General features: G+C 44.0%; 16 protein-coding genes. 1 reads left to right on the top strand and 15 read right to left on the bottom strand.

The window, feature by feature from the left end; all coding sequences use genetic code 11:
- Positions 1 to 79 precede the first annotated feature (79 nt).
- From NFU07_RS01675 to NFU07_RS01685, 3 genes are all read right to left on the bottom strand, one after another.
- Positions 80 to 1,738 (bottom strand): sensor domain-containing diguanylate cyclase, encoded by a 1,659-nt coding sequence (locus NFU07_RS01675; RefSeq protein ID WP_251473793.1) that lies wholly within the window; start codon positions 1,736 to 1,738, stop codon positions 80 to 82.
- Between the two features lie 18 nt (positions 1,739 to 1,756).
- Positions 1,757 to 2,710, bottom strand: coding sequence for a diaminopimelate epimerase (dapF, locus tag NFU07_RS01680; RefSeq protein ID WP_251473795.1), 954 nt, complete (start codon positions 2,708 to 2,710; stop codon positions 1,757 to 1,759).
- A gap of 75 nt (positions 2,711 to 2,785) precedes the next feature.
- Entirely contained in the window at positions 2,786 to 3,880 is a 1,095-nt protein-coding gene (locus tag NFU07_RS01685) for an undecaprenyldiphospho-muramoylpentapeptide beta-N-acetylglucosaminyltransferase (protein ID WP_251473797.1), read from the bottom strand.
- Positions 3,881 to 4,024: 144 nt separating this feature from the next.
- On the opposite strand from NFU07_RS01685, the gene NFU07_RS01690 reads away from it, so the two are divergent.
- On the top strand, positions 4,025 to 5,380 hold the full coding sequence (locus tag NFU07_RS01690) for an MATE family efflux transporter (protein ID WP_251473799.1): 1,356 nt from the start codon (positions 4,025 to 4,027) through the stop codon (positions 5,378 to 5,380).
- Here NFU07_RS01690 and NFU07_RS01695 read toward each other — a convergent pair.
- The 12 genes from NFU07_RS01695 to NFU07_RS01750 all read right to left on the bottom strand — a co-directional run bounded on the left by NFU07_RS01695 (position 5,368) and on the right by NFU07_RS01750 (position 13,788).
- Positions 5,368 to 5,613 carry a hypothetical protein gene (locus NFU07_RS01695; protein WP_251473809.1) on the bottom strand — a complete coding sequence of 82 codons (246 nt, stop codon included), beginning with the start codon at positions 5,611 to 5,613 and terminating at the stop codon, positions 5,368 to 5,370. The two genes, NFU07_RS01690 and NFU07_RS01695, sit on opposite strands and share 13 nt — an antisense overlap.
- A complete protein-coding gene (locus NFU07_RS01700) occupies positions 5,610 to 6,491 on the bottom strand; it encodes a CobW family GTP-binding protein (protein ID WP_251473811.1) in 882 nt (293 codons plus the stop codon). The genes NFU07_RS01695 and NFU07_RS01700 overlap by 4 nt, the downstream gene beginning before the upstream one ends.
- Positions 6,492 to 6,551: 60 nt before the next feature.
- The gene (locus NFU07_RS01705) at positions 6,552 to 8,090 is read right to left on the bottom strand and encodes a lmo1851 family serine protease (protein ID WP_251473818.1); all 1,539 of its coding nucleotides are present in this window, start codon (positions 8,088 to 8,090) and stop codon (positions 6,552 to 6,554) included.
- Positions 8,091 to 8,195: 105 nt separating this feature from the next.
- Positions 8,196 to 8,900, bottom strand: a complete 705-nt coding sequence (gene deoD / locus NFU07_RS01710) for a purine-nucleoside phosphorylase (RefSeq protein WP_235196362.1) — start codon at positions 8,898 to 8,900, stop codon at positions 8,196 to 8,198.
- Between the two features lie 70 nt (positions 8,901 to 8,970).
- A complete protein-coding gene (locus NFU07_RS01715; protein ID WP_251473820.1) occupies positions 8,971 to 9,186 on the bottom strand; it encodes a YozE family protein in 216 nt (71 codons plus the stop codon).
- A 57-nt stretch (positions 9,187 to 9,243) separates the two neighbouring features.
- Positions 9,244 to 9,669 (bottom strand): peptide-methionine (R)-S-oxide reductase MsrB, encoded by a 426-nt coding sequence (gene msrB, locus NFU07_RS01720; RefSeq protein ID WP_251473821.1) that lies wholly within the window; start codon positions 9,667 to 9,669, stop codon positions 9,244 to 9,246.
- On the bottom strand, positions 9,666 to 10,196 hold the full coding sequence (gene msrA, locus NFU07_RS01725) for a peptide-methionine (S)-S-oxide reductase MsrA (RefSeq protein ID WP_251473823.1): 531 nt from the start codon (positions 10,194 to 10,196) through the stop codon (positions 9,666 to 9,668). The genes msrB and msrA overlap by 4 nt, the downstream gene beginning before the upstream one ends.
- A 15-nt stretch (positions 10,197 to 10,211) precedes the next feature.
- Positions 10,212 to 10,790, bottom strand: coding sequence for a YpmS family protein (locus NFU07_RS01730; protein WP_251473824.1), 579 nt, complete (start codon positions 10,788 to 10,790; stop codon positions 10,212 to 10,214).
- Between the two features lie 11 nt (positions 10,791 to 10,801).
- Positions 10,802 to 11,599: a GDSL-type esterase/lipase family protein gene (locus NFU07_RS01735; protein ID WP_251473827.1), complete on the bottom strand. Its 798-nt coding sequence runs from the start codon at positions 11,597 to 11,599 to the stop codon at positions 10,802 to 10,804.
- Positions 11,600 to 11,638: 39 nt separating this feature from the next.
- Positions 11,639 to 12,478: a DegV family protein gene (locus tag NFU07_RS01740; RefSeq protein ID WP_251473830.1), complete on the bottom strand. Its 840-nt coding sequence runs from the start codon at positions 12,476 to 12,478 to the stop codon at positions 11,639 to 11,641.
- Between the two features lie 76 nt (positions 12,479 to 12,554).
- Positions 12,555 to 13,298, bottom strand: a complete 744-nt coding sequence (locus NFU07_RS01745; RefSeq protein ID WP_251473832.1) for a lysophospholipid acyltransferase family protein — start codon at positions 13,296 to 13,298, stop codon at positions 12,555 to 12,557.
- Between the two features lie 10 nt (positions 13,299 to 13,308).
- Entirely contained in the window at positions 13,309 to 13,788 is a 480-nt protein-coding gene (locus NFU07_RS01750) for a dihydrofolate reductase (protein WP_251473835.1), read from the bottom strand.
- Positions 13,789 to 13,792 lie beyond the last annotated feature (4 nt).

A 13,792-nucleotide genomic window follows, 5' to 3' on the forward strand; every position in this document is an offset into this window, starting at 1 on the left:
ATGGTTTTTAGTGAAAATATTCACATAAAGCTTTTTAAAGCGCTTTCATGCCTTCAACACTCGATTTTAATGGGATTTCCTAGGATTTTTCTTCTGTTCCTTGATAATAAAAAACAAGATTTCTGCCATTTCTTTTCGCTTCGTATAAGGCGTGGTCCGCCTGATTCACTAATGTTTCCAGCTCGACTGCATTTTCAGGGTAGATTGAAACACCTATTGTCGCTGTCGGCGAAAAATGGATGCCTTCGATTTCCCAGCCAATTTGCAATTCCTTCTTAATCCGATCGATGATCCGGTCGATTTGGTTGGCGGCATCTTCCGGAGCAAGTCCTGCCAACGCAACTAAAAATTCATCGCCGCCTATCCGCGCCACCATATCTTGTTTGCGCAAACTATTTTGGATAGACTGGCCAAAGCGGTAAATGAATTCATCGCCTACATCGTGGCCATATTTATCATTCACGCCTTTGAATCCATCGCCGTCCATATAAAGTATGGCTATCCAATCCCCGGTTTCATCTGCACGTTTTTTCATTTCCATAAACTCTTGGACTATCAAAAGCCGGTTCGGCAATTTCGTCAGCCCATCATGATAAGCCATGAAATGCAGTTTCTGCTCTAACGCTTTACGTTCGGTGATATCAAACATTATGGATAACAGTTGATATACGTTCCCGTTGTATCTGGTTAATGGCACGATGGTCGTGTCCACCCAGAAATGGCCGCCGTTTTTCGTTAAGCTTTTCAGCTCGCCGCGCCAAATCTCGCCGGATAGCACCGTTTTAGTGATTTCATCGAATTCAAGGTCTGTCATGAACGCCTTTCCGATTCCCTTTATGTTTGAGTCGATCAATTCTGACCGTTCAAAACCTGTCAGGTTCTTGAAGTTATCATTCACATAGACGATATTGCCGTTCGGCTTCCACATGCCAACAAGAGCTGCATAATTCAAAGCGGCCTTGTAACTTTCCAAAACATTTTCGGTCTTCTTCAGTTCTTCTATCAATTCCACTGCATTATTCAATTCACGCAAAACGATGTGGAATGCACGGATGGCTTTGCCCTCGTATACCGGCGAGTAATTAACTGAAAAAAAAGCTGTCTCGCCGTTATTTTTCTTTCTGCTGATTACGGTATGCTGTGGGCTTTCGCCCGCTTTAAAATTTTTCAGCTCTTCTGTAATATTCTGAAACGTATAATCGTCCACAAATGGAAGTTCGCTATAATGTTTGCCGGTCCATTGCTCTTTTTGGATATTGAACGTTTCAGCATACATGTCATTCATCCCGAAGATGGTAAAGTCCGAAGATAATGTGATCATCGGGTCTAACGAGTCGCGAATGAGAGATTGGTAAAACAAGTACCCCTCCTCCACCTTTTTTTGCTGAGTGACATTTTTAGTAATGGCCAGAATATAACAAGTACCAGCAGCAAAAATCGGAGTCACTCTTGTCTCATTAGCCGCATGGTTCTCGCTGAAAAGATTATAATCCTGATAGGTATACGATTTCTTCATTTTAATGGCAGTTTGATAAGAACGCTTTATCTCCTCTGCTAATTCTGCTGGCATGCTGTCGTCAACAGAAGCTCCTGTAAGGTCCTGCCTGAAAACGGCCGTGCAAGCCGGATTCACATACTCATAAATAAAAGTATCCCCTTCTTGCCGCATGAAAAAAGCCAATTCTTCCGAGCTTCCATACAACAAGTCCAATTGTTCTATAGTAAAAGGTTTACGCATACGCAGCACTCTTTTCTGTTAAACGAATTGTTTAGCTTTCACTGCAACTTGCTCAATGAATCGCTCGTAATCTTCCTGCTCATCAAAAGTCTCTGCCGAAAGGAATTTGCTGCCCTTCAATTCTTCTGCCCACTCGAAGCGATGGCTTGAAAGGTATGTGGCATTGCCGGACAAAGCAAGCTTGAAGTCTTCGCCATCTTTTTCCACTGTACATTTCACCATGCCTCCCGGATTGTAGACGGTCACTTCTCCGTAAGGGACAATACCCGATAAACAGCTAATTAAAGCTGAAGCGGTCATGGCAGTTCCGCATGCATTCGTAAAGCCGACGCCGCGTTCAAACGTCTTGACGAAAATTCCGGTTTCCACTTTCGTCACATAGCTGACGTTAACGCCGTCAGAAAAGTATTCATTCGGGCCGTTAAACGTTTCAGCCCATTTTCTTTGGTGGCTATCGTCCTCTTGATAAGCTTTTGGCACAATACCGATCAAATGCGGATTCGGCACCGCCACTGCTGAAAAAGCGATTTCCTCTGAAATAAAATTCAGCGGCTTCATCAGCCATTCGCTGTTTCCTTGATAAGCCATCGGCAAATCAGCCAATTCAAATGAAACCGGTGAGATCTCCACTGCATACATGGCATTTCCATCTGCAAGCGGCTGCTCTTTTTTCACGGTTAATGAAGCTTTCATCGTTTCAATCACCGCTTCATCCAGTCCATCCCGTTCGCATACATAGCGTGCAACACAGCGCAAACCGTTGCCGCACATCGATGCTTCCGATCCGTCCCGATTAAAGACCCGCATTTTCGCATGGTCTTTTTCTGAAGGCAGAACAACCAGCAACCCGTCGACAGAAGAATCCATCTGAGATAATTGAAGAGTCAATTGATCGTAATGTTCATTTTCTGTACCTTCCAATAAATAAAATGTATTCATAGAACCATGGACTTTCAATAAGGTAATTTCCATTTCTTCACTCCTGGCTGAAATTTTCTCTATAAAAGAACTCTCTAGTGGATTTGAATATCCCATCCAAAAACGCTTTTATTTCTTGATATAACGGACTTTTGAATGAGCAATTACTAGTTTGGCCATTTCGCTGGCTGTTTTCGGCGGTTCGGCCAAGGTCATGTTTTCTACAAGCAAATCTTCGTCCATATGAAGCTTTTGCATCTCTGAAAGGAAATTTTCTGGCGTCAATTCCTCTTCTTCAATCACATGCGCAAAGCCTTGCTGCTTAAATAATTGCGCATTTAAAATTTGGTCCCCACGGCTTTTCTGCCGAGACAGCGGAATGAGGAGCATCGGTTTTTTCAATGCCAAAAATTCAAAAATCGAATTCGACCCTGCTCGTGACACAACAAAATCAGTCATATGAAGCAAATGCGGAAGTTCAGTAGTAACGTATTCGAATTGGCAATAATTTGGCAAATTTTCCAAGGAAGCATCCAGATTGCCTTTTCCGCATAAATGGATGACATTATAAGCTTCCATTAAAGCCGGCAAGTTGCTGCGGATGGCTTCATTAACCACTGCCGACCCTTGGCTGCCGCCCATAATCATCAGCACAGGCAAGTCAGCTGTAAAATGGCATAATTCTTTCCCAATTTCGGCTGATCCTTCCATCAGTTCACTGCGGATAACGGAGCCGGTGCAAGTTGATTTTTCCGCTGGCACATGTTTCAGCGTTTCTTTAAATACCGTGAAGATATGGTTAGCGAACGGCATTGCAATTTTGTTCGCAAGCCCCGGTGTAACATCGGACTCATGGATAATGACAGGAATGCCGAGCATTTTCCCCGCCATGGCAACCGGTACAGATACAAAGCCGCCTTTTGAGAAAATCGCTTCCGGCTTTGTCTTTTGGATAATTCGCAACGCCTGAACTAAACCTGCACCTACCCGGAAAGGATCCGAAAAGTTTTTCATGGAGAAATAGCGTCTCAATTTGCCGCTGGAAATGGCATGATAAGGCACCGCCGGAAATGCCTCCGGAATCAGTTCACTTTCAATGCCGTCTTTTGATCCGATATACTCGACGTTGAAATCGAGCTTTTGCAATTCCGGAAGAATGGCCTGGTTCAGGGAAACATGCCCTGCAGTGCCGCCGCCTGTCAATAAAATCGTTCTTTTCTTCATCTAATATCCTACTCTCTCAAAATATCTCTTTTTTCTCCCTTACGCTCATCAAAATGCACGAGGGTTCTATGCTATACTTAGGCTAATTTGAATTTTTGACGTCCGTTTAACATTCGGACGGATGGTCTTACTGGAGGATGGATTATGGTCGAAACAAAAACAAAATCTGAAAAACTGAAATTGCTTTTCAAAATCGTTTTTCCGATACTCATTACACAAGTAGCGATGTATTTGGTCACTTTTTTTGATATTTACATGACTGCACGTTATGGAACCGAAGATCTTGCCGGCGTTTCCATCGGCTCTTCTTTTTGGGTCCCAGTCTACATCGGACTAGCTGGAATACTTATGTCCATCACCCCAATTGTAGCACAATTAATGGGGGCTAAGAAAAGAGAAGAAGTAAAAGATGCCGTGCAGCACGGGATTTATTTGGCGATTATATTGGCCATCGCCGTTTTTCTTTTTTTCCTATTCGGAATCGATCCGCTCCTTGGCTTAATGGATTTAGAACCCGCAGTCGAAGCTGTGGCAGCTGAATATATCTTCGCCATGAGTTTAGGGCTCATTCCACTATTCGTTTACAATGCCCTTCGCTCCTATATTGACGCACTCGGTGCGACTCGCGTTTCCATGTTCATCTCACTGATGTCCGCGCCGATCAATGTACTTTTCAACTATTTATTGATTTTCGGCAGTTTCGGATTTCCGGAACTCGGCGGTCCAGGTGCCGGCTATGCATCCGCCATTACGTACTGGCTCGTACTCGCTATTGCTGTATGGATCATCCACAGCAGAAAACCGTTTGCTGAATTCACCATATTTAAAGCTTGGACGAAACTATCGTTTGCTCGAATAAAAGAAATCAGCCGAATCGGTGTCCCCATCGGCATTTCGATTTTTGCGGAGACGAGCATTTTCTCTGCCGTCACGCTGATGATGAGTACATACGGAACGATTACCATTGCAGCGCATCAAATTGCCATCAATTTCACGTCGCTTCTGTACATGCTGCCGCTCAGCATTTCGATGGGGGCAACCATACTCGTCGGATTTGAAGTCGGAGCGAGACGTTTCAACGATGCGCGAGAATACAGCTGGCTCAGCGTCGGAAGTGCAGTTGTATTCAGTTTTGCTTCCGCTTGCATCTTGTTTTTCATGCGCGAACAAATCGCTGCCTTGTATTCTTCTGACCCGGCAGTTATCGAACTCGCCATTCAATTCCTTGTGTTTGCTGCGTTGTTCCAAGTGTCGGATGCCATCCAAGCTCCGGTGCAAGGGGCACTCAGAGGCTATAAAGACGTGAATATCACGTTTGTCATGGCTGTCGTTTCCTACTGGATCATCGGTCTGCCAGTCGGCTATCTGCTTGCCACTTATACCGGTTTCGACGCTTTCGGCTATTGGATCGGGTTGATTGCTGGCCTTTCTGCAGGCGCTATCACTTTATCGATCCGTTTATTGATCAAACAAAAAAAGATTGCCGCTCAGTCAAGTTGAGCGGCAATCTTTTTATATAACTCGAGTAATTGGACTTTTTGTAATTCTGCCAAATCGGATTGTTCGATTCGCTCGGCTGCGAAAGCGAGCTTTTCTTTGACCGGCTTCCGAATGCGCGGATGGGTCAGTTCATCTTTCAATTCAATGCGTATTTTTTGTTCCAGCTGCTTTTCTGTCTTAATTTCTTCAGCATCGGCCCGATTTTTCCATAGTTTCCGGTAAGCCTCGATCAAGGCAATTTCACCCCTTCGATCCCTTCTCCGATTACGACAATCTGTGTGTTCATCTTCATATATTCCGGTAGCCATTGGGCCATTCCGTAAGCGTATTGGAAGGCATGAGGGTATTTATCCCCTTCAAGCGGCACATACCCTTTAATGCGGTAAACCGTTTCTGGCAATTCACGAAGCCACTCTTCAAAGTCTTCCCGTTTGACCGGTTTAGTAAATGGAAAGACGCGTGTATTTAAGTTCAATTTGGAAACTGGAGCGGATTCGACTGCCCCTTTCTTCGAAGCGGTCAATTTCTCAAGCATTGAAAAAGGAACTTTCGAGTGCGTCGTCTGAAGAATCGCAGCTGACGAATTCAAGCCTTGAAGTTCGAAAGTCACCTTCCCCTGCTCTTCGTAGCTCAATAAATCCATCTTATTCGCCAAGATCAAATCCGCATGGCGAATCTGTTCGATAAATAGCGAACGGATCTGCGGAGTCAGTTGGTCCCGGTCAAGCCAGCGCTTGCTGTCAGCAACCGTGATAATGCCTTTGAAATTCAAACGCTCTGCAAATAATGGCGAGAAAATGGCATCCAATGCTTCGACCGGATGAGCAGCTCCCGTTGTTTCAATCAATAGCAGATCAAATTCCTCTTCAGCCAATAAAGTCTGAATTTGAGCTTCCGACTTTTCAGAGCCGGTACAGCAGATGCAGCCGTCCAAAAGTTCTTTTAAGGGCACGCCATCTTCCACTTCATCTGAGTCAAAGTTCATCTGGCCAAGCTCATTCATGAAGACTGCAGGTTTTAGCCCCGCTTCTTTCGCTTGCTGAATGATATTTTTTAATAATGTCGTTTTTCCACTGCCTAAAAATCCGCTGAATAAATAAACGTCTTTCATTGTTTTTCCCCCTCAAATGGAATCTAGATAAAAAAGGCCCGCTATTTGCGGACCTCGAGTTTACTCTTCTGTATCTTCTTTCGCTGCTTCTTCTGTTTCTTTCTCAGATCCAGCAGAAATTCCGGCTTCTTCCATCACGATTTTCTTCGCTTCAAGAAGTTGCGGGTCGTCTTTTTCAATTTTCAAGCGCAGTGCATCCATAATGGCAAAACTTGTATCACCCGTTATGACACCTGTTACTTCCAACTCATTTTCTTCCTGGAAAGTTTCGACTGCTTCTTGAAGTTTCTCTTCAAAAACGCCGTCGACTTCTCCAACTTCAAATCCAAGCGCTTCCAGCATTTTTTCTGCAGTCCGTACATTTTCAGAAATTGCGCCGTCTTTCAGCTCAGCTGAAGGGTCTAAAATCGGCAATGATGCATATTCCGGATAAGCCACTTCTTTATCCGGCTTAATGCCTTTTTCATGAATCCAATTGCCTTCCGGCGTTAACCATTTGGCTGTTGTAAATTTCAAGTTCGAACCGTCATCCAGGTCACTCGCTGTTTGAACGGTCCCTTTACCGAAAGTCTTTTCTCCAATTAATTGGATTTCAGCCGATTCACTCATTGCGCCTGCGAGAATTTCAGAAGCAGAAGCGGATCCGCCATCGATCAACAAAGTTACTGGAACTTTGACTTTTGTTCCTGGAGAAGACATATAGACTTCAGGTTCAGCACCTTTAGCCTGAACTTCAAACATCTCTTTGCCTTCATCAATGAACAAATTCGAAATATCCAAAGCTGTCGTCAATAAACCGCCTGGATTCTGGCGAACATCCATGACCATGGCTTCCATGCCTTCTTCTTCCATATCTGTTATAGCACCCAACAACTCATCATATGTGTTTTCAGAGAAACTAGTAATTTGAATATGGGCAACATTATCGCCGATCATTTCAGCATAGACCGTTTCAATCGGAATTTCATCGCGGATGATTTTGAATTCCATCGGCTCTGCTGATTCCCCGCGCTTCACGGTCAACGTCACTTCAGAACCTTTTTCGCCGCGGATTAAAATTACCGCTTCAGAAGCACTCATTCCTTGAATGCTTTCGCCATCCACTTGAGTGATGATATCGCCAGGCATAATTCCCGCTTTTTCAGCAGGAGAATTTTTGATCGGAGATACGACACTGATGTAGCCGTTCCGCTCCTGCACTTCTGCACCGATTCCTTGGAAGCTTGAAGAAATGCCTTCAAGGAACTGGGAAGCCTCATCTTTATTCATATAATCGCTATATGGATCATCCAGCGAGTCGATCATGCCGTTGATTGCGCCGTTGATCAATTCCTGGTCATCAAGGTCTTCATAATATTCAGCATGCAGTTGATCATAAGCTGCATATAATTTCTGGAACTCACTTCTTTGCGGAGAAGTCACTTCCACCGCTTTTTCATCTCCGAACGTCAACGCAAAAACGGTTAACCCCGCTGTACATAATATCAGAAGAACAACAAGCATGATAAAATAGAATGTTTTCATCCGGATAAAATGGGACGGAGCTTCTTCTGCCGGCGGGATCTGTTGTTGCTCCTCACCTGGGCGCTTTTCATCCATCATTTTCACCACTTTCATATATGCCAATCAAACTGTTATAGATTTTATCAGGCTTGGCTAAAAATTAAAAGAAAAAGACTGTCAAGACAGTCTCTTTTTTTGTTCCTATTCCTGGATTGCTGCATCAAGCGCTACAACGATCATATCATTGAAAGTTGTCTGGCGCTCTTCAGAAGTTGTCACTTCTCCAGTGATCAAGTGGTCGCTGACAGTCAGGATAGACAATGCCTTGCGGCCAAATTTAGCAGCCAATGTGTAAAGTGCAGCAGATTCCATTTCCAGACCTAGAACGCCGTATTTCGCCCATTTTTCATGTTCTGCGAATTCGTTGTAGAATACATCTTCAGTAAAGACATTCCCTACACGCAAGTTCAATCCTTTTTCAAGGCCAGCATTATAAGCTTTCAAAAGCAAATCAAAATCTGCAAGCGGAGCATAATCGATGCCATTGAAAATGATTTCGTTCATTTTTGAATCTGTAGATGCACCTTGCGCCAAGATGACGTCGCGCACTTTTACATCTTCATGGATCGAACCGCAAGTACCTACACGGATCAACTTTTGTACGTCGTATTCGTTCATCAATTCTGTAATGTAAATTGAGATTGAAGGTACGCCCATTCCAGTTCCTTGAACGGAAATGCGTTTGCCTTTATATGTACCTGTGTAGCCGAACATGTTGCGGACATCGTTATATAATACTGCGTCTTCCAAGAAAGTCTCAGCAATATATTTCGCGCGAAGCGGATCTCCCGGAAGTAGGATTGTATCGGCGATATCGCCTTTTTTTGCATTGATGTGAACACTCATTTATAAAACCTCACTTTATTTTAGTCGTTCTTATCATACTGTTTTTTCGTTGCTTGTGCAATCGATTACCTTAAAGCCTCATATATTCATCCCAAATCGCATCAAAAGTCGAAGCTTTCAATACAGGATGCGCTCGTTCTTCAATATACCTGGACAATTCTTCGAAGTCTTCCGATGCCTTCGGAAAGCTGTGGTCTAAGAACATGGACTCTGCAAATTCCGAGAAATCATCCGCCTTTAGCTTGCCGCGATATTTCAACGCAAATTGATAAAAAGAACGTCTCACCTATTCCCCTCCTCTATTTTTGCAAGGAAAAGCCCGGACATTTGTCCGGGCATCCATTCATTCAAATAATTGTTTGTATTCAGATAAGCCTTCTGCATCCAATTGGTCTTTAGGCACAAACCGCAATGCCGCTGAATTGATGCAATAACGCAAGCCGCCAAGCGAAGAGGGTCCATCCGGGAACAAATGTCCGAGATGTGAATCTGCTGTAGCACTTCTGACTTCCGTTCTTCTCATGCCATGGCTCGTGTCAAAGCTCTCTTTGATTTCTGAACCTTCCAGTGGTTTTGCAAAGCTTGGCCACCCGCAATGGGCATCGTATTTATCTTTGCTGCTGAAAAGCGGTTTTCCTGAAACGATATCTACATAAATGCCGTCTTCAAACAATTGATCATATTCGCCTTGGAACGGCGGTTCCGTTCCGTTTTCCTGCGTGACATGATATTGCATCGGCGTCAATTTTGCTTTTAAATCTTCTTTCATGATTGTCCACCCCAATTTTTTTCAATGAACCCTGCTCTTCCCGATCCAACTGAATAACGGTTGTAATGGGCAGGGTTTTTCTTATAATAATCCTGATGGTAATCTTCTGCCAAATAAAAAGGCTTGGCTTCGAGAATTTTAGTAGCTATTGGTTTTGAAAACTTCCCTGAGTTTTCCAGGTCTTTTTTAGATTGTTCAGCAGCCATTCGCTGTTCTTCCGAATGATAGAAAATCGCCGTTTGATACGATTGGCCGCGGTCGAAAAACTGGCCGCCTGCATCTGTCGGGTCAATTTGGCTCCAAAAAATTTCTAAGAGTCTTTCATAAGAAAAAACTTCAGGCTGAAATGTAATTTGGACCGCTTCATAATGGCCGGTCGTTTCTGAACACACTTGTTCATAAGTCGGATTAGGCAAATCGCCGCCTGTATAACCGCTTACCACCGACTCGATTCCGTCATAGGAATCAAAAGGCTTGACCATACACCAAAAACAGCCGCCTGCAAATGTTGCTTTTTCTGTCTTCATCCAATTCCACCATCCTTATCTCTGAATCGTTACACGCAAACGTATATCATCTTCTTCGAGATTGAAAGAGGTTGCTCTAACTGCTATTCCGCCATCCAGCGGAATGTCTGTCAATTTCAGCAACACTGATTCCTCGGAAGGCTCAACTTCCATGAAATCCGGAAGCTCTACTGAGTCTCTTAGCAATTTTAACGCAGATTCAGGCGGAATATCCAGCATACCGACCTCGACCGACTTTTGCTGAAGAAGCAAATTGCCGTCTTCTTGGACAAATGGTTCAAAACTTAACAGGATCGGCAAAGTAATTGAAAAAACTTCCAACTCTGTCGATAAGCTCACATCATCATCGACAGACAAAGCGAGCGGAATCGGCTGGTCAGCCATTGCCTGTTGGATGTAAGTATTAGCGATGCCTTCGAAATCGTCTTTAGTTACATTTATAATGACCGAGTTTCCGGCTAAATTATTCTCTGCTGCATTTGAATCCGCTAATGAATGCTTTTCTGCTGGTGTAGTGATCAATAGGAACAATGCAAAGATGGCGAGAATATTCACTGTCAGCAGCACTAAAAAAGCGGAGCGCCATATCTTCAATTAAACCCCTCCTATTCTTGATAACTAAGTCCGCATTCGCCCATTCTTTCAACAATCCGTTCAGTCATCAGCTCATAGCCTTTGCTGTTCGGATGGAAAAAATCAGTATGGTAAACAAGATTGTCGTTGCCGACAAACAAATCCTCAACAGGAACAAAACAGGCCAGCGGATCTTCTTCTGTAATTTCCTTCATGGCTCCGTTGTAGTTGGTGATGATTTCTTCAAACTCCTCCACTTCATCGGTGATTAAAGAAAAAGGGTTGTATATGCCGATCGCAATGATGGGAACAGAAGGGTTGATTGCGCGGATGGATTTGAAAATAGTGCGGTAGCGATTTTCATATAAAACCAGTTCATCTTTAAAAGCTTCGATATTCAAAGAAAAGAGGTCCCTTTTTACAATTTTCATGATATCGTTTCCGCCAATCGTCATCGTGACGTAATCCGCTTCAGTGATGGGGCCGGTCAATACCCCCTTTGGGAACATGGCCAGCAGCTGATCGCTTCTGCGCCCACGTTTGGCGGTATTTTCGACTATTGTCCCCCGCACCCCCGGCCAATCACTGATTTCATCCGCTAGCCTGCCGGTATAACCGCCCAAATTTTCAGTATCGCCGACTCCTTGCGAAAGCGAGTCGCCGAGAGCTGTAATAATCAGTGCTTGCGGTACGAAATTCGGCGGCACCCGATATTCAGAAAAAGCGATGGGGACCCTAGGTTCAGCTTCGTCTTTCCCGAATATGAACGATGAGCTGCATCCCGCTAAGATTCCCGCTGCTAGAATTAAAATAAACAGGATGCGTTTCAATTTAGTCGCCCCTTTAACAGTATCCATTTGACAGTCTGGTCAGTCTGTATAGAACATGAAACCAATAGCTCCAACTCCTGTATGCGTCGAGATTACCGGGGTTGTGTAGTCGAATTTAATATTGGTATGCCCTTCTTGCTCAAGCTGTTCTTTTAACGGGGCCCCCATTGCCAATCCTTCCGCGTGGGCAATTCCGATGCCTTTTACCGTTTTCCCAGCAGTCCGCTCTTTGAAATCATTCATCAAATATTGAACGACTTGCTTATAGCTGCGGGCTTTCGCCACTGGCGTGTATTCACCGCCATCAAGAGATGCAATCGGTTTAATCTTCAAGAATGAGCCGATCATGGCTCTTCCTTTCCCGATACGCCCGCCTTTCACTAGGTTTTCCAATGTATCAACTACCACAAATAGCTTTGTATTTTCTCTGATGGTCTCCACTCGTTGAACAATTTCTTCCATCGTTTTCCCTTCAGCCGCCATATCTGCAGCTTCGAAAACCTGGAATGCGAGGGCGTGGGAAATGTAGCGGGAATCGATGACAGTGACGTCCGAATCAGTGAGTTCTGCGGCTGTCTGGGCCGATTCAACTGTTCCGCTCATGCCGCCGGTCATATGAATAGAAAGAACTTGGTCGCCGTTTGCTCCGAGCCGATCATAGAGTTCTTTGAAGATCCCAGGGGCAGGCTGTGAACTTTTCGGCAATTCTTTTGAAGTGGCCATCATTTCCAAAAACGATTTCGGTTCCAAATCCACTCGGTCTAAATAGCTCTTGCCATCGATTTGAATATTCAAAGGCACGACATGGAGGTTGTATTTTTCAATCATATCGGGTTTTAAATCTGCTGTTGAATCCGTAACAATGTGTATCTTTGGCATAAAATCACTCCTACATAATATATTCCTTTAGTTGGTCCATCTAAAACTTCCGGTGAATTTGTGTAAAAAAACAGATCTATAGCAGACCTGTTTTTCCACTTCCTATCAACGCCACCGCTTCTTCCACTTTTGAACGAATCAAAGGAATCAGGATTTTCGCATCCGTGTCTTTTATAAAGTCGGCTTCGATCGGCTTTAATACCCTCACCTTGATATCGGTGGGACGGATTTTATTATTGTTTTTTTCCATGACCGCGGATGTTCCATGGATGGCAATCGGCACAATCGGTACACCTGAATCTTTGGCGATGCGCATAAAACCCGATTTGAAGTCGCCGACTCCTCCGCCTTTGCTCCTTGTCCCTTCCGGAAAAATCAAGATGGAATGGCCAGCTTTCAGCTTTTCCGCACTATCCGCAATCGACTTAAAAGAACTTCTCCGGTCCGTTCGATCAAGAAACACACAATTCATTTCTTCCATATAATGCGGAATGATCGGCAACTTCTTCACTTCTTTTTTAGAAATAAACCCGAAAGGCTTCGGAATGGATGACAGCAGCACAGGGATATCAAAATTCCCTTCGTGGTTGCTGATAAGCAATACAGGGCCTTCGGGAAGATTTTCCAAGCCGTCAATTTCAATTTTGCTTTTTGTTCGCTTCATAATGCCAGCTGCCCATTTTTGAGGTTCAGAATGGATTAAAGCATCATACTCCGCTTTTCCCATACTCGCTTTTTGCGCTTTAAACTTTTTGAGGTTCATGGCTGCAATCGGCAAATAGCCGAATAAAAAAGAAAACGTCTTAACTGAATTATACATCTTAGCTTACTCAGCCCTTTCTCTCAAAAACAAGATAGGAAAATGGTATTCCTGTGGAAGAGAGATGATCGGCTTTGGAAACCAATTCCCATTCATCGCCATATTCCGGGAAGAACGTGTCGCCTTCAAATTCCTTTTGCACCAATGTGATGTATAAACGATCGGCTTTTGGCAAGATTGATCTGAAAATCTGCTCGCCGCCGATCACCATGATTTCATCGTGCAGCCCCTTGCCCCGTTCCATCGCTTCATCCAGATCATGGACGATTTCGATGCCGTCTGCATGATAGTCTTTGTTTCGCGTCACGACAATGTTTTTTCGCTTCGGCAAAGGACGTCCAATCGATTCGAACGTATTGCGCCCCATAATTATGCTTTTGCCGACTGTATGTTTCTTGAAATACGCCAGATCTTCTGGAATATGCCAAGGCAATTCATTATTTATTCCGATTACCCGATTCGGGTCATGTGCAACCATTAACGAGATCAATAAA

The organism is Planococcus sp. NCCP-2050, assembly GCF_023708025.1.
Taxonomy (GTDB): Bacteria; Bacillota; Bacilli; order Bacillales_A; family Planococcaceae; genus Planococcus.